This is a genomic window from Azospirillum sp. NS33, from assembly GCF_059703765.1.
In genome coordinates this window covers 122,038-136,299 of sequence record NZ_BAAKJB010000001.1, presented here as the reverse complement: position 1 = coordinate 136,299, position 14,262 = coordinate 122,038, and the positions used below count along the sequence as shown (strand labels likewise).

The following is a 14,262-nucleotide window of genomic DNA, read 5'->3' as shown; positions in this document are numbered from 1 at the left end:
GGGGGGCGGTGGCTCAGTCGTGGGCCACCGCCGGTGCCGCCGCGGGTGCGGCGTGGCGGGGGCGGCGCAGCAGCAGAAGCAGCGGCACCGCCGCCAGCGTCACCAGCATCATCAGGACGAAGTCGTCGAGATAGGCGATCATCGCCGCCTGGCGGGTCACCTCGGCGTTGATCGAGGCCAGGGCCTGGGCCGGGGCGGCGCCGGCCAGCGCCGACAGGTAGGGATCGAGCGCGGCGTTGAACGGGCTGACGTGGGCGGCCAGCTCGGCGTGGTTGATCTGGGTGTTCTGCGCCAGCAGGGTCGACACCGCGGAGATGCCGACGCTGGAGCCGAGGTTGCGGACCAGGCTGAACAGGCTGGCCGCGTCGGTGCGGTCGCGCGGCCCCAGGGTGGCGAAGGCCATGGTGCTGAGCGGCACGAACACCAGCCCCAGGCCCAGCCCCTGGACGACGCCGCTGAGGATCACCGGGGTGCTGTCCATCTCCAGGCTGAAGCCGGACATGATGTGCAGCGACCACGCGGTGAGGCCGAGCCCGCTCAGGATCAGCAGGCGCGGGTCGACCGTGCGCACCAGCCGCCCCACCAGCAGCATCGAGACCATGGTGCCGACGCCGCGCGGCGCCATCACCAGCCCGGTGGTGATCACGGGATAGCCCATCAGCTTCTGGAGGAGCGGCGGCAGCAGGGCCAGGCTGGCCAGCAGGATGATGCCGACGATGAAGATGAAGACCAGCCCGGTCACCAGGTTGCGGTCGCGGAACAGCCGCGGCTCCAGGAACGGGTGCTTGGCGGTCAGGGTGTGGACGGCGAAGGCCCAGAAGCCGGTGGCGGCCAGCCCCGCCTCGATCATCACCTCGGTGGAGGCGAACCAGTCGAGCTGCTCGCCGCGGTCCAGCATCATCTGCAGGGCGCCGACGCCGAGGCTGAGCAGGGCGAAGCCGACGACGTCGAAGGGGCGCTCGCGCGTCTCGTCGTCGGGCAGGAAGCTGAGGATGCCGAGAAAGGCGAGGATGCCGAACGGCAGGTTGACGTAGAACACCCAGCGCCAGTTCAGCGTCTCGGTCAGCCAGCCGCCCAGGGTGGGGCCGATGATCGGGCCGACCATGATGCCGGCCCCCCACATCGCCATGGCCTGGCCGGCCCGCTCGCGCGGGTTGATGTGCAGCAGCACGCTCTGGGACAGCGGCACCAGGGCCGCGCCGAACACCCCCTGGAGGACGCGGAACAGCACCATCGCCTCCAGGCTGGTGGTGGCGCCGCAGAGCATGGAGGCGACCGTGAACCCGGCCACCGAGACCAGGAACAGCCGCTTCTGGCCGATGCGGTCGGACAACCAGCCGGTGACCGGGGTCATGATGGCGGCGGCGACGATGTAGGAGGTGAGCACCCAGGTGATGGTGTCCTGGGCCGCCCCCAGCGTGCCCTGCATGCTGGGCAGGGCGACGTTGGCGATGGTGGTGTCCAGCACCTGCATGATGGTCGCCAGCATGATCGAGACGGTGATCAGCCGGCGGTGCGGCGCCTCGGTCCCGGCACTGGCGGGCGGGACGGTTCCGCTGGCGGCGTTTGCCATGATGGGTCTCCCAGCACCCCTAGCGGGCGTCGCCGGTGGTGGTGGCGTGGGCAGCGTGGGCGGTGGCCGGGATCAGGCCCAGCGCCGACAGCGCGGTGCCCACCGGCCCGGGCAGGCCGCGGCTGTGCCCGGTGTCGACCACCACGGTGGCCGACAGGCCGGCACGCAGGGTGACCGACTCCGGCGCGGGCTCCACCAGGCGCACCCGCACCGGCACGCGCTGCACCACCTTGACCCAGTTGCCGGTGGCGTTCTGGGCGGGCAGCAGCGAGAACTGCGACCCGGTGCCGGCGCCGATGCTGTCGAGGCGCGCGTCCAGCGGGTGACCGGGGTAGGTGTCCAGCTCCACCTCCACCGGCTGGCCCGGGCGCATGCCGGCCAGGTCGGTCTCCTTGTAGTTGGCCTCCACATAGGCGGTGGCGCTCTTCACCAGGCTCAGCGCCGGGGTGCCGGTGGCCATGAACTGGCCGACATTGAGTCGGGCGGTCTGGCTGACCACGCCATCGGCCGGGGCGCGCACCGCGGTGTGCGCGAGATCGAGGCGCGCCTTGTCGCGCCCGGCCACGGCCTCCAGCACCAGCGGGTGGCGGTCGGTCGGGATCTCCGGATCACCCCCCAGGGCGGCCAGCGCCGCGGCGACGTCCTCGCGGCTCTTGGCCAGGGTCTGCTGGGCGGCCTGGAGGTCGTTCTGGGCCTCCTCGGCGCCGGACTGGCTGGCATACCCGTTCTTCGACAGGCGGGCCTGGCGGTCGAACTCGTGCCGGCGGTATTCCAGGTCGTGCTCGGCGGCGCGCCGTTCGGCTTGGGCGCGGGCGTAGTCGGCGCGGCGCTGCTCGACCTGCAGGCGGGCCGAGGCCAGCACCGCCTCGGCCTGGTCCAGCGCGATCCGGTAGGGTTCCGGGTCGATGCGGAACAGCAGATCGCCGGCCCGCACCGCCTGGTTTTCCGCCACCGCCACCGCCAGCACCCGGCCGGAGACGTCGGGGGCCAGCGAGACGATGTCCTGCTGGACGTAGGCGTTGTCGGTCGACACGTAGCGTCCGCCGGTGGCCCAGAGGTAGCCGCCGGCGAGCGCCAGGGCCAACGGCAGGGCGAGCATCAGGGCGAGACGGCGGGCGCGTGGCCGGCGCCGCGGCGCGGGCTCTTGGGGGTCCGTGGTGGTCATCGATGCAATCTCCGTTGGCGCCGGTCAGGGCGCGGCGGTGGGCCGCGCGGCGACGTCGCCGTCGTGGTCGGTGGTGGCGTCTGGGTCGGCGGGGGCGGGGGCGCACAGGGTGGCCCGCATGTGCCGCAGCCCGTCGACCAGGGCGGTGCGGGCCTCGGGGCTCATGCCCTCCAGCGCCTCGTCGTAGATGGCCGCCGCCAGCACGCGCATCTCGGCCAGCGCCGGGCGCGCCTTCTCGGTGAGGTAGAGGCGGCGGGCGCGGCGGTCCCTGGGATCGGGCCGCCGCTCCACCCAGCCGCCCTCCTCCATGCGGTCGAGCAGCCGGGTCAGGGTGATCGGCTCGACCTCCAGGCACTCGGCGAGGTGGGCCTGCTTGGACCCTTCCTCGCGGGCGATGTGGAACAGGGCCTGCCACTGGGCGCGGCTGAGGCCGGTGCCGCGGGCGCGCTGGTCGAAGCGCCGGCGCATCAGCCGCGCCACGTCGCTGATCAGGAAGCCCAGGCTGGGCGGGGGTGTGTCGATCATGAGGTCAATATAATAAGCATGCTCATAATGGCGATGCTCATGATGCCGCGCGGTGCGCCGGTCTGCCATGCGCATGCCGGCTCATCCGAAAGGGGTGGCGCCGATGCGCGGGCGGCGCAGGCGGTGACGCTCCGGAACCGCCGCGGGGAGGGCGCGTTATCGAGGCGAAAACCGGGGCTGCGCCGTCCGTTGGACGGTCGCGGTGTCCCGTGTTCGCAACCGAACGGGGGGACAGATCCCATGCGCACGATTCCGATGATGGTGGCCGCCAGCACGCTCGCCCTGGCCCTGGCCGCCTGCGGCAACACGACCGAGCAGCGCAGCGCGACCGGTGCCGCCGGCGGCGCGGTGGCCGGTGCGGTGGTGGGCGGCCCGATCGGCGCGGTGGTCGGCGGAGTCGGCGGCGCGGCCGCCAGCTCGCAGCTCGACGAGCCGATCGACGACAAGGTCGGCGAGTGGACCGGCAGCCAAGGCGACCGCATGGCCGCCTCCGGCACCTCCGGCCTGAGTGCCGGCCAGGTGCGCGAGGTGCAGCAGGCGCTCAACGACCGCGGCTACGACCTCGCCGTCGACGGCGTGTGGGGCCCGAACACCAGCGCCGCCGTGCGCCGCTTCCAGCAGACCAACGGCATGGACGCCACCGGCCGGGTCGACAGCCGGACCATGGCCTCCCTGCGCGGCGACGCCACGCCGAACGCCACCAGCGGCGGCTCGCTGCCGGCCCCCCAGGGCAGCGGCAGCTCGCTGAACGACGTGGAGGATGGCGGCGGCGAGGCGCCGGCCACCCGCTGACCCACGGCCGGGACGGCGGCGGGGGTTTGGCAATCGCCGACCGCCGCTGCCGTTTCCGGGCGCCGTTTCCGGGCTTTCGGCCCGGAGTCGTCCCCTCGGTCTTGGCAATCGCCGACCGCGCCCCGAGTCGGTGGCTTTTCCCGCAAACGGCTTGGCAGACGCCGACCGCGGCCTTGGCGATCGCCGACCGCGGGTGAACGCCGACTCGGGCGCGACTCGGAGCCGACTCGTGTTGTCCCCAGGCAATCGCCGACCAAGCAAAAAGACTCAAAGCAAATAAAGGGGCAAATAGGTTGGTCGGCGATCGCCAAATGGACTCTTCCGCCCTGTGCATGATGGGATGCCGGAAAGGGGAGAGGACCATGGGAGACGTTCACCAGCTCATCATCGCGCATGGCCGTCACGAGGCCCGCAACCTCGTCGATCCGCGGCGCGCCAGCGTCGTCGACGTGGCCGCGTCCGTGCTCGAGGACGAATCGAACGCGCTGGGCATCACCTATTCGGGCTTCTGCCTGACCAGCCTGCCGCACCGCAAGCTGGCGCCCGACGCCGATTGGCGGCGCGACCAGGGGCGGGTGACGCTGCTGGTGGAGCCGGGCAAGGAGCGCCGGCGCGACGGCACGCTGACCCATGTCGGGGTGCCCTACGGCGCCAAGGCGCGGCTGATCCTGCTCTACCTGCAGACCCGTGCCATCCAGGACAACAGCCGCGAGATCGAGCTGGGGCGGTCGATGAACGACTGGCTCGACCGCATGGGGGTCTCGGCCGGCGGCTCCACCTACAAGGCCGTACAGGAGCAGGCGACGCGCATCAACCTGTGCCGTCTCACCTTCTTCTGGGACAAGAACGGGGCGGAGGGCTTCGCCAAGGAGAGCATCGTGTCGGGCGGCATCCGGCTGCGCGACGACGACGGGCAGGGCACCTTGTGGCGCGAGACGGTGCAGCTTTCGGAGACGTTCTTCGCCGCGCTGAAGCGCTCCCCGGTGCCGATCTGGGAGCCGGCGATCCGCCACATCGGCGGCTGTTCCATGGCGATCGACGTCTATGTCTGGCTGGCCTACCGCCTGCACGTCCTGCGCGAGCCGACCCCGGTCACCTGGGCCGCCCTCTACAACCAGTTCGGCGGCGGCTACAAGGCACTGAAGCACTTCAAGCCGGAGTTCCGCGACTCCCTCGACCTGGCGCTGGCGGTCTACGAATCCGCGCGGGTGGACGTCGGCGAGGCCGGCGTGCTGCTCCACCCCTCGCCGCCGCCCATTCCCGAACGCATGGTTGCCGCACGCTGAGCGGCGGCCTGCCGGTCGGCGATTGCCAAGGCGGGGCGGTCGGCGATCGCCAAGGCCTGCCCCTGGGCGCCGCCGCCCGGCCGCGGTGGCGCCGCCCGGTCGGCGATCGCCAAGAGGGGCGCGGCGTCGCCGTGGCAATCGCCGACCGCACCACGAAACTCCGGGCGGGACTCGCTTGACACCCTTACAGCCCGACCGGCGTATCACCATATGGTGGGTCCGCCCGCCGACCGGGCTGTCTCACTCACGACGGAAAACCATGCTCCAGTTTCGCTCCAATGGCTCCCGTGCGGCCGCCGCGGCCGCCGTCGCTCTGGTGGTGGCTCTGGCGGCCGGCGCCGCCGAGGCGCGGGCCGGCCGCAGCTCCAGCTTTGGCAGCCGGGGCGCCCGCACCTACGAGGCGCCGGCGCCGACCCGCACCGCACCGACCACCGCCGCGCCGATGGAACGGTCGGCCACCCAGCCCGGCGTGACCCAGGCGGCCCCCCGGGCGGGCGCCGCGGCCACGCCGGCGCGCGGCGGCTTCTTCGGGGGCGGCTTCATGGGCGGGCTGATGGGCGGCCTGCTGGGGGCCGGGCTGTTCGGCCTGCTGATGGGCGGCGGATTCTTCAGTGGCCTGGGGAGCCTGGCCGGCGTGCTCGGCTTCCTCTTCCAGATCCTGCTGGTGGTGCTGGTCGCCCGTCTCGCCATGCGCTGGTTCCAGAGCCGGCAGCAGCCGGCCTACGCCGGGGCGCAAAGCCACCGCGACGCCGCCCCGCCCGCCACGGGCCCCATGGGGGGCGCCGCCGGGCGCGGTTCGGCGGGCGGCCCGGCCCCGCGGCGCCGGGGCGCGCCCAGCGACGAGCTGGGTGTGCAGCCCGCCGACTTCGACGCGTTCGAACGGCTGCTGGGCGCCGTGCAGGACGCCTACACCCGGGAGGACATCAACGCCCTGCGCGGTGTCGCCACGCCGGAGATGGTGTCCTACTTCGCCGAGGAGCTGGCGGGCAACGCCGACCGCGGGGTTGTCAACCGGGTGTCGGACGTCCGCCTGCTGCAGGGCGACCTGGCGGAGGCCTGGCGCGAGGGCAACGCCGAATACGCGACGGTGGCGATGCGCTACGCGCTGCGCGACGTGACGGTGGAGCGCGCGTCGGAGCGCGTCGTCGAGGGCGACGCCGAGCGGCCGGTGGAGGTGGTGGAGCTGTGGACGTTCCGGCGTGTTCCCGCCGGCACGTGGTCGGTGTCGGCCATCCAGCAGACCCGCTGAGGCCGGGCCGGGCGCCGCACCCGCGGCGCCCGGCCCCGTCGCGGTCGCCCGATCAGGACAGGGCCTGGATCGCCGCGTCGGCCGAGGGGTGGATCTCGAACAAACTCGTGAACCCGCTCATGTCGAAGACCTCGCGGATCGACGCGGCCATGGCCGCCAGGACGATGCGGCTGCCCGCCGGGCGCGCCTTCTTCGCCGCGACGAGGAGCGCCCGCAAACCGGCGGAGCTGATGTAGGCGAGCTGCGCCATGTCGACGACGACCGACGCGTTGCCCTCGCCGACCGCCTGCACGAGCCGCCCTTCGAACGCACCGGCGGTGCCGCTGTCGATCCGGCCGGCCGGCTTCAGGACGAGAATGCCGTTACGGGTTTCTTCTTGAATGTCCATGGTGCGTGTTTTCCCTCCTCCGGGGCGTGCCGCCCGCGAGCCTCTGCCGCCCCTATAGCACACTGCGGCGCAAACGTCCTTCCTCCGATCATGGCGGCCGGCCGGGAGCGGCGACGGTGGCGGGGCCGCGCCCCGGCGTGCCGCCGCGCCGGGGCTGGCGCGGGTGACCCGCCGGACCCGGCCTGCTATACGTTGCGCTGGACGGCGGAACCGGCGCGCAACCGGTCACGGAGGTGGGGTGGGAATGGAGCGGGGGGACGGCATGGCCGCGGTGGAGACGGCGCGTGCCGGCGGGCGGGCGCCGGCGCCACCCTCCCCGCCGCGCGCACCGTGGCCGGCCGCCGCGCTGGCCCGCGCCGTGCGCAACCCGCTGCTGGGTGCCGCGACGCCGCTGCTCGACCTTGCCGGCCGGTTGCGCGACCGCCCGGCGCCGGCCGACCCGGCCGGCCTGCTGGCCCGGGTGCTGGCGGAGGTCCGGCGGTTCGAGGCGGCGGCGGCCGAGGCCGGGGTGCCGGCCGAGGAGATCCGCGTGGGCCGTTTCGCGGTGTGCGCCACCCTCGACGACGTGGTGCTGGCCAGCGACTGGGGGGCCGCGTCGCCGTGGGCCGGCGGCGGGCTGGTCGCCGCCACCGAGAGCGACCCGGCGGCGTCCGGGCGGTTCTTCGACCTGCTCACCACCATGGTCGGCAGTCCGCATCTGCACCGCAACGAGCTCGAGCTGTTCTATGCGTGCCTTTCCCTGGGCTACGAGGGCCGGCATCGCGGCCGGCCCCGCGGCGCGCAGGAGCTGGCCCATCTGCGCGACCGCCTCTACCGCCTGCTGCGGCGGGACCGCGGCGCCACCGACCGCGCCCTGTCCCCCGGCTGGCGTGCCGGCGGCGGCGGCTTCCGCCCGCTCGCCCGCCAGGTCCCCGCCTGGGTCGTGGCGGCGGCGGCGGCGGTGGCGCTGCTCGGGCTGTTCCTGACCCTGTCGGCCTCCTTGAGCGAGCACGCCGACCCCGTGGCGCGGCGGCTCGCCACCCTGCTGCCGGACCGCCCCGTCGAGGTCGCCCGCCTCGCCCCGCCGCCGCCGCCCGCTGCGACCCCCGCCCTGGCCAGCCGCATCGCGCAGGCGCTGGCGGCGGAGATCCGGTCCGGCGCCCTGGAGGTCCTGCCGGGGGATGACGGCGCGCTGATCGTGCGGCTGCGCGGCACCCCGTTCCCCGGCGGCAGCGACGCGCTGCGCGCCCGCCACCGGGCGGCGGTCGAGCGGCTCGGCGAGACCCTGGCCACGGTGCCCGGGTCGGTCATGGTGCTGGGCCACGCCGACACCACGCCGGTCCGCTCGGTCCGCTTCTCCGGCGCCGGGGCGCTGACCGAGGCGCGGGCCCGCGCCGTCGCCGGCATCCTGGAGCGCCACCTCGGCCCGGGGCGGGTCGCCGCCGAGGGCCGTGGCTCCGAGGAGCCCATCGCCAGCAACGACACCCGCGACGGCCGGCTCGCCAACCGCCGTGTCGACGTGCTGCTCTATCCCCAATAGGCGTTCCCATGCCGTCCCTGCCGCTCTCCCCGCCGCCGCCCGCCGATGCCGGAGCCGCGCCATCCCCGCCGGGCCGCCGCCCGGGGTCCTGGCCCTGGCCGGGGCCGCGGACGCAGCGGCGCTGGGGGCGCCGCGTCGTCACCCTGGCCGGGGTCGCGGCGGTGGCGGCGGTATTGTGGCAGCTGGGGCCGCTGCTGGTGGTCGCGGGTCAGCGGCCGCTGGACGAGGCGCCGGCCCGGGCGCTGGCGCCGCTGGCCGCGCTGGCGCTCTGGGTGTTCGCCCTGTGGCGGGCGGAGCGGCGCGAGCGGGCGTCCGACGAGCGGCTGGTTGCCGCCCTCGCCGGCGCCGCGCCCGACGACCCCGACGGGCGCGCCACGCTCGACGAGATGGGGGTCGTGCGCGGCCGCCTGGGCGAGGCGATGGCGCGCCTGCACGCCACCCGCTTCCGCGGCCGCCGCGGCCGGCGCACGCTGCACCAGCTTCCCGTGTTCCTGATCATCGGCGCTCCCGGCTCCGGCAAGACGACGGCGCTGGCGGCGGCCGGTCTCGGCGGCCCCACGGCGCTGCCCGTGGCCGGGGCGCGCCGCCCGGCTGCGCCCGCCGTGCCCGAGCAGGTCGGCGGCACCCGGACCTGCGACTGGTGGATCACCGACGAGGCCGTGCTGATCGACACCGCCGGGCGCTACACCACCCAGGACAGCCGGCACGCCGTGGATTCCCGGGTGTGGATCGGCCTGCTCGATCTCCTCAAGGAGCAGCGGCCGCGCCAGCCGATCAACGGCGTGCTGGTCACCGTCAGCCTGGCCGACCTCGCGATCTGGAGCGATGGCGAGCGGCGGGCCTACGCGCTCACCCTGCACCGGCGCCTGCAGGAGCTGCGGCGCAACCTGGCGCAGACCGTGCCGGTCTACCTCGTGTGCACCAAGGCCGATCTGGTGGCCGGCTTCACCGCCTTTTTCGACACGCTGGGCGCCGAGGAGCGGCGCCAGGTCTGGGGCCTGACCTTCCCGCTGGGCGACGGCCCCGGGGCGACCGGCCCGGCGGCGTGGTTCCGCGACACCTATCTTGGTCTGCTGCGCCGCCTCGACGAGCGTCTGCTGGACCGCCTGCACCAGGAGCCGGACGTCGAGCGCCGCAGCCTCGCCTACACCCTGCCGCTGCAGATGGCCGGGCTGGAAGCGCCGCTCGCCGATCTGCTGGAGCGGGTGTTCGCCGTCGGACCGGAGGACGAACCGCTTCTGCTGCGCGGCGTCTACTTCACCAGCGCCACCCAGGGCGGGGCGGTGGTGGACCGCATGGCGCCCGCCTTCGGCCCCCTGCGCAGCGGCCCGGCGCTGACCCCGGAGGCGCCGCCGGAGGAGGGGCTGAGCCACTTCCTCGAGCGGCTGATGCACGACGTGGTGTTCGCCGAGGCCGGGCTGGCCGGGGTCGACCGCGCCCTGGAGCGGCGACAACGCCGCCGCCGCGGCGCCGCCATCGCCGGGACCCTGGCGGCGACCGCCGCCCTCGCCGCGGTCTGGGTGCACGGCCACGGCGCCAACCGTGTGCTGATCGACCGGGTCGCCGGCGCCGCCACCGCGGCGCAGGCCCGCATCCGCGTCCTCGACACGCCGCCGCTGTCGCTGAGCCGCGTCGCCGACACCGATTTCGCCGCCGTCCTGCCGGCGCTCGACGCGCTGCGGGCGCTCCCCACCGGCTATGGCGAGCAAGGCGCCCCGGTGCCGTGGCGCCTTGCCGGCGGCCTGTACCAGGGGGAGCGGTTGGGCCCACTGGCCGACGCGGTCTACCGCCGGGCCGTGCGCAGCGTCTTCCTGTCGCGGGTGGTGCTGCGCCTGGAGGAACAGCTTCGCACCAGCTGGGCCCAACCGGACCGCCTGCTGGCGGCGTTGCGCGTCTACCTCATGCTGGGGGGGCGCGAGCCGGCGGACGCCGCCGTCGTCGGGGCGTGGATGGCCGCGGACTGGCAGCGCACGCTGCCCGGCCCGGCCAACCAGGAGGCGCGCCGGGCGCTGGGCGAGCACCTCGCCGCCCTGTTCGACATCGGTTTCGCCGCGATCCCCCTCGACGACCCCTTGATCGCCCGGGCGGTCGAGGTGTTGCGGCAGGGGCGGTGAGGCGCCACGGCGATGCCCCCCTTCGGCCCCGGCTTCCACGGCAAGCTGCCGCGGCGCGGCGATTTCGTCCAGCATGGGTTGCCCGGGGCCTTCGTCGATCCCTGGGACGGCTGGGTGCGCGCCGCGCTGGTGGAGAGCCGGATGGTCCTGGGCGCGGCGTGGGACCGGCTGTTCGCGGCCAGCCCGGTGTGGCGCTTCGCGCTGGACGCCGGCCTGTGCGGCGGGCGGGCGGTGGCCGGCGTGCTGGTGCCCAGCGCCGACCGGGTCGGCCGGCTCTATCCCTTCACCCTGGCCGCCGCGCTGGAGGAGCCCGCCGATGCGCTGCGCGCGCCGCACGCCGCCGCCGCCTGGTACGCGCGCGCCGAGGCGGCCGCGTTGGCGGCGGTGCGGGGCGATCTCGGCGATCTCGACGCCATCGTCGCGGCGGTGGCGGCGTTGCCGCGGCCCCTGGCGGAGCGGCCGGCGACCGGGAACCCCTTGCACCGGGAGAGGCTGGAGGCGATGGTGGGGCGCTTGCCGGAGCGGCCCACCCTGTGGTGGTCGCGCGGCGGCCACTGGGTGGCGCCGTCGCTGGTCGCCTGCCGTGGCCTGCCCACCGGCGAACGCTTTGCCGCCTTCCTGGACAATGGCTGGAGCCGGTGGGGCTGGCAGGATCTCGAGCAGGACACCGAAGGGAATGAGTCTCCCTGACACCACGCCGCGGGTCATCGGCCCCTACCGCGTGCAGGCGGCGCTCGGCGAGGGCGCCATGAGCGTCGTCTACCGCGCCGCCGCTGCCGACGGCCGCACCGTGGCGGTGAAGCTGCTGCGCGGCGAGCTGCTGGCCTCGGCCGAGCGGGCGGTCGCCCTGGCGCGGTTCCGCCGCGAGGCGGAGATCGGGCGCCGCCTCGTCCATCCCCACGTCGTCCGCGTGCTCGACCACGGGGAATGGCTGGGCTGCCCCTTCCTTGCCATGGAGCTGGCGTCCGGGCGCGACCTCAAGGAGCGGATGGCGGCCGGCGGCCTTGCGCCGGAGGCGGCGGTGGCCCTGACCGTGGCCGTTCTCGGCGCGCTGGCCTACGCCCATGGCCAGGGCGTGGTCCACCGCGACATCAAGCCCGCCAACATCATGGTCGACGACGCGCTGCGGCCCAAGGTGATGGATTTCGGCATCGCCCACGTGCCGTCCTCCGACCTCACCATTCCCGGCGACCTGCTGGGCACCCCGGCCTACATGGCGCCGGAGCTGTTGCGCGGCCTGCCGGCGGACCACCGCAGCGACCTGTTCTCGGTCGGCGTGGTGCTGTACGCCCTGCTGGCGAACCGCCGGCCCTTTTCCGGCGCCGTCGCCACGGTGATGCAGCAGATCCTGTTCGACGACCCGCCGCCGCTCTCGGTCGCCGCGCCCTGGCTGCCGCCGGCCCTGGGCGCGGTGGTGATGACCGCGCTGGCCAAGGACCCGGCGCACCGCCACGCCGACGCGGCGGCGTTCCTGGCGGCGCTGGAGCGCGCCGCGGCGTCCCTCGACGGCGACGCCACCATGGTCGTCCCGGCGGCCGCGGCGCGCTCCGGCGGCCCGGCCGGCGGGCCGGCGGCGGCCGATGCCGCCGGTGGCCTGCGCGAGCGCATCGGCGCGGTCGCCGGGACGCCGCTGAGCGAGCGCACGCTGGCCGAGATCATGGGGTTGCTGGACGGGTGGTTCGCGGCGGCCGCCCAGGGAACCCCGTCCCCCGACGACCGCCGCGCCATGCGCGGCGCGGTGGTCGACGGGGGCGTCGTGGCGGTGGCGGCGCTGGTGGCGGCGGGCATGCCGGCCCCGGGCGCGGTGCCGGGTGCGGTGCGCACCGACTGGATGCTGCTGGTGCGCCTGCTGGCCACGCTGCGCGGCGCCGCCGCCCTCCTGGGGGGCGCCGCGGAGGCCGCCGTCGCCGTCGACGCGGTGGTCGACGACGTGCAGGAGGCGCTGGTGCTCTACACCGACCGCCTGAACCGCCTGCTGATGACCGGGGACGAGCCGGACCTGACCCTGCTGTCGGCCGATTTCCTGCGCCTGGACGTGCTGCTGCACGCCCTGGAGGTGCTGGAGGCGGAGCGCGCCCTGCGCAGCGCCCGCGGCAGCCTGGTGCTGTTCGCCAACCAGGCCATGCGCAAGGTCAACGCCATCCTGCGCGACGCGCTGGACCGCGCCGAGCGCGGCGATGGCGCCGAACGCGGCGATGGTGATGGCGACCCCGGCGGGGATGCCGCCGCCGCACGCTTCGCCGTCGCCCTGGTGCTGGCCCAGGTGGAGGAGCTGCTGTCCATCGCCGGCCGCCTGCTGGAGGGGGGCGAGGACACGCGGCGCCACCGCGCCGTCGGCCAGCAGATGGTGGCGGAGTTCGTCGCCCTCGCGCGGCGCCTGGCCCTGCGCACGGTCGACGGGCTGGCGGCCGGGCTGGCGGCGGGGGAGGACGCGCCGACCTTCGCCGGACGGCTGAAGACGCTGGGGAAGCTGTACGCCTTCGCCACGCGGCTGCGCGGCGAGGGGGTGGCCGCGGCCATGGCCGCGCTCACCCAGGAGCTCTACGCCGGGACCAGCGCCCTGCTGGCCGCGGCGGCGGCCGCCGCCCCGTCCGGCGACGCCGCCGCCTTCCGGCGCGTCGAGGCGCTGGTCGAGATGGCCGAGGAGCTGGGCTGGACGGACCTGCGCACGGCGGCCCTGGCGGCCCTGCGCCGCCGGCTTCTGGACTGATCAGGCGGCGCCGGCCAGGGCGGCGTCGATGGCGGCGCGGTCGGCCATCGCGGCCTGGGCGCCGAGCGCCCGGCAGGCCAGCGACGCGCCGGCGCAGGCACGCCGCATGGCGGTGTCGAGCGGGAGTCCCGCCGCCAGCCCGGCGGCCAGCGCACCGACGAACGCGTCGCCGGCCCCGGTGGTGTCCACCGGGTCGACCGGCAGGGCCGGCGCGGCGGTCGCCGTTCCCTGCGGATCGACCGCCAGCGCCCCCGCCGGCCCCAGGGTGACGACGCAGAGGACGCTGGCGGCGGCGGCGAGCGCGGCGGCGGCGGCGGCGTGGGGACGGTCGCCGTCGGCCGCGGGGCACAGCGCGGCGCAGGCGGTGCGCAGCTCGTGCTCGTTGACCACCAGGATGTCGATCGCGCCAAGCAGCGCGCCGAGCGCCGCCGCGGTGGTCCCCGCCGGGGCCGGGGCGAGGTTGAGCAGGACGCGCATGCCGGCGGCCCGGGCGCGCCGGGCGAGCGCCACGCTCTCCGCCGCCGGCACCTCCATCTGCAGCACCAGGACGCCGCCCGCGGCCAGGGCGGTCGTGGCGACGGCGGCGGCGCTGGCCATCCGGTTGGCGCCGGCGGCCACGGTGATGGCGTTCTCGCCCGCGGTGTCGACGGTGATGAAGGCGCACCCGGTCGGCTCGGCCACGGTCCGCACCCCGGCGGGATCGACGCCGCGCGCCGCGAGGTTGGCGCGGCAGCCGCGCCCGAAGGCGTCGTCGCCGACCGCCCCGGCCATGGCGACGCGGCCCGGGGCCGCCGCCAGCGCGGCGGCCACCGCCTGGTTGGCCCCCTTGCCGCCGAAGGTGGTGGCGTAGCCCGGGGCGAGGGCCGTCTCGCCCGGGCGCGGGATGGCCGGCACCCGGGCGACGAGGTCGACGTTGAGGGAGCCGAAGACCAGGATCACGG

General features: G+C 75.4%; 12 protein-coding genes. 7 read left to right on the top strand and 5 right to left on the bottom strand.

All coding sequences use genetic code 11. From position 1 onward, the window contains the following. Positions 1 to 13: 13 nt before the first annotated feature. The 3 genes from AC6H2I_RS00600 to AC6H2I_RS00590 are packed head-to-tail and all read right to left on the bottom strand — an operon-like array spanning position 14 to position 3,263. Entirely contained in the window at positions 14 to 1,573 is a 1,560-nt protein-coding gene (locus AC6H2I_RS00600; RefSeq protein WP_497498540.1) for a DHA2 family efflux MFS transporter permease subunit, read from the bottom strand. 19 nt (positions 1,574 to 1,592) lie between these two features. After that, entirely contained in the window at positions 1,593 to 2,738 is a 1,146-nt protein-coding gene (locus AC6H2I_RS00595; RefSeq protein WP_497498539.1) for an HlyD family secretion protein, read from the bottom strand. A gap of 24 nt (positions 2,739 to 2,762) precedes the next feature. Beyond that, on the bottom strand, positions 2,763 to 3,263 hold the full coding sequence (locus AC6H2I_RS00590) for a MarR family winged helix-turn-helix transcriptional regulator (RefSeq protein ID WP_497498538.1): 501 nt from the start codon (positions 3,261 to 3,263) through the stop codon (positions 2,763 to 2,765). A gap of 240 nt (positions 3,264 to 3,503) precedes the next feature. Here AC6H2I_RS00590 and AC6H2I_RS00585 point away from each other — a divergent pair, with 240 nt between their 5' ends. From AC6H2I_RS00585 to AC6H2I_RS00575, 3 genes are all read left to right on the top strand, one after another. Then, entirely contained in the window at positions 3,504 to 4,055 is a 552-nt protein-coding gene (locus AC6H2I_RS00585; protein WP_497498537.1) for a peptidoglycan-binding domain-containing protein, read from the top strand. A 362-nt stretch (positions 4,056 to 4,417) separates the two neighbouring features. Next, positions 4,418 to 5,341: a replication protein RepA gene (locus AC6H2I_RS00580; protein WP_497498536.1), complete on the top strand. Its 924-nt coding sequence runs from the start codon at positions 4,418 to 4,420 to the stop codon at positions 5,339 to 5,341. Positions 5,342 to 5,600: 259 nt separating this feature from the next. Continuing rightward, positions 5,601 to 6,590, top strand: a complete 990-nt coding sequence (locus tag AC6H2I_RS00575; protein WP_497498534.1) for a Tim44 domain-containing protein — start codon at positions 5,601 to 5,603, stop codon at positions 6,588 to 6,590. A 52-nt stretch (positions 6,591 to 6,642) separates the two neighbouring features. Here AC6H2I_RS00575 and AC6H2I_RS00570 read toward each other — a convergent pair whose 3' ends face one another. Continuing rightward, positions 6,643 to 6,978, bottom strand: a complete 336-nt coding sequence (locus AC6H2I_RS00570) for an STAS domain-containing protein (protein ID WP_497498533.1) — start codon at positions 6,976 to 6,978, stop codon at positions 6,643 to 6,645. Positions 6,979 to 7,222: 244 nt separating this feature from the next. Between AC6H2I_RS00570 and icmH the strand changes: the two genes are divergently transcribed. Genes icmH through AC6H2I_RS00550 form a run of 4 tightly spaced genes read left to right on the top strand, consistent with a single transcriptional unit; the run spans position 7,223 to position 13,321 of the window. Beyond that, positions 7,223 to 8,497, top strand: a complete 1,275-nt coding sequence (gene icmH / locus AC6H2I_RS00565; protein WP_497498531.1) for a type IVB secretion system protein IcmH/DotU — start codon at positions 7,223 to 7,225, stop codon at positions 8,495 to 8,497. Positions 8,498 to 8,505: 8 nt separating this feature from the next. Next, positions 8,506 to 10,611, top strand: a complete 2,106-nt coding sequence (gene tssM, locus AC6H2I_RS00560) for a type VI secretion system membrane subunit TssM (RefSeq protein WP_497498530.1) — start codon at positions 8,506 to 8,508, stop codon at positions 10,609 to 10,611. Between the two features lie 12 nt (positions 10,612 to 10,623). After that, on the top strand, positions 10,624 to 11,301 hold the full coding sequence (gene tagF / locus AC6H2I_RS00555) for a type VI secretion system-associated protein TagF (RefSeq protein WP_497498529.1): 678 nt from the start codon (positions 10,624 to 10,626) through the stop codon (positions 11,299 to 11,301). Then, entirely contained in the window at positions 11,288 to 13,321 is a 2,034-nt protein-coding gene (locus AC6H2I_RS00550; RefSeq protein ID WP_497498528.1) for a serine/threonine-protein kinase, read from the top strand. The genes tagF and AC6H2I_RS00550 overlap by 14 nt, the downstream gene beginning before the upstream one ends. Here the strand turns inward: AC6H2I_RS00550 and AC6H2I_RS00545 are convergent, their stop codons facing one another. After that, positions 13,322 to 14,260 carry a PfkB family carbohydrate kinase gene (locus AC6H2I_RS00545; protein ID WP_497498526.1) on the bottom strand — a complete coding sequence of 313 codons (939 nt, stop codon included), beginning with the start codon at positions 14,258 to 14,260 and terminating at the stop codon, positions 13,322 to 13,324. Between the last annotated feature and the right edge of the window lie 2 nt (positions 14,261 to 14,262).

Excerpts from the sequence above, each read along its gene's own strand:
- AC6H2I_RS00600 (WP_497498540.1), bottom strand. The coding sequence starts at position 1,573 with ATGGCAAACGCCGCCAGCGGAACCGTCCCGCCCGCCAGTGCCGGGACC.
- AC6H2I_RS00595 (WP_497498539.1), bottom strand. The coding sequence starts at position 2,738 with ATGACCACCACGGACCCCCAAGAGCCCGCGCCGCGGCGCCGGCCACGC.
- AC6H2I_RS00590 (WP_497498538.1), bottom strand. The coding sequence starts at position 3,263 with ATGATCGACACACCCCCGCCCAGCCTGGGCTTCCTGATCAGCGACGTG.
- AC6H2I_RS00585 (WP_497498537.1), top strand. The coding sequence starts at position 3,504 with ATGCGCACGATTCCGATGATGGTGGCCGCCAGCACGCTCGCCCTGGCC.
- AC6H2I_RS00580 (WP_497498536.1), top strand. The coding sequence starts at position 4,418 with ATGGGAGACGTTCACCAGCTCATCATCGCGCATGGCCGTCACGAGGCC.
- AC6H2I_RS00575 (WP_497498534.1), top strand. The coding sequence starts at position 5,601 with ATGCTCCAGTTTCGCTCCAATGGCTCCCGTGCGGCCGCCGCGGCCGCC.
- AC6H2I_RS00570 (WP_497498533.1), bottom strand. The coding sequence starts at position 6,978 with ATGGACATTCAAGAAGAAACCCGTAACGGCATTCTCGTCCTGAAGCCG.
- icmH (WP_497498531.1), top strand. The coding sequence starts at position 7,223 with ATGGAGCGGGGGGACGGCATGGCCGCGGTGGAGACGGCGCGTGCCGGC.
- tssM (WP_497498530.1), top strand. The coding sequence starts at position 8,506 with ATGCCGTCCCTGCCGCTCTCCCCGCCGCCGCCCGCCGATGCCGGAGCC.
- tagF (WP_497498529.1), top strand. The coding sequence starts at position 10,624 with ATGCCCCCCTTCGGCCCCGGCTTCCACGGCAAGCTGCCGCGGCGCGGC.
- AC6H2I_RS00550 (WP_497498528.1), top strand. The coding sequence starts at position 11,288 with ATGAGTCTCCCTGACACCACGCCGCGGGTCATCGGCCCCTACCGCGTG.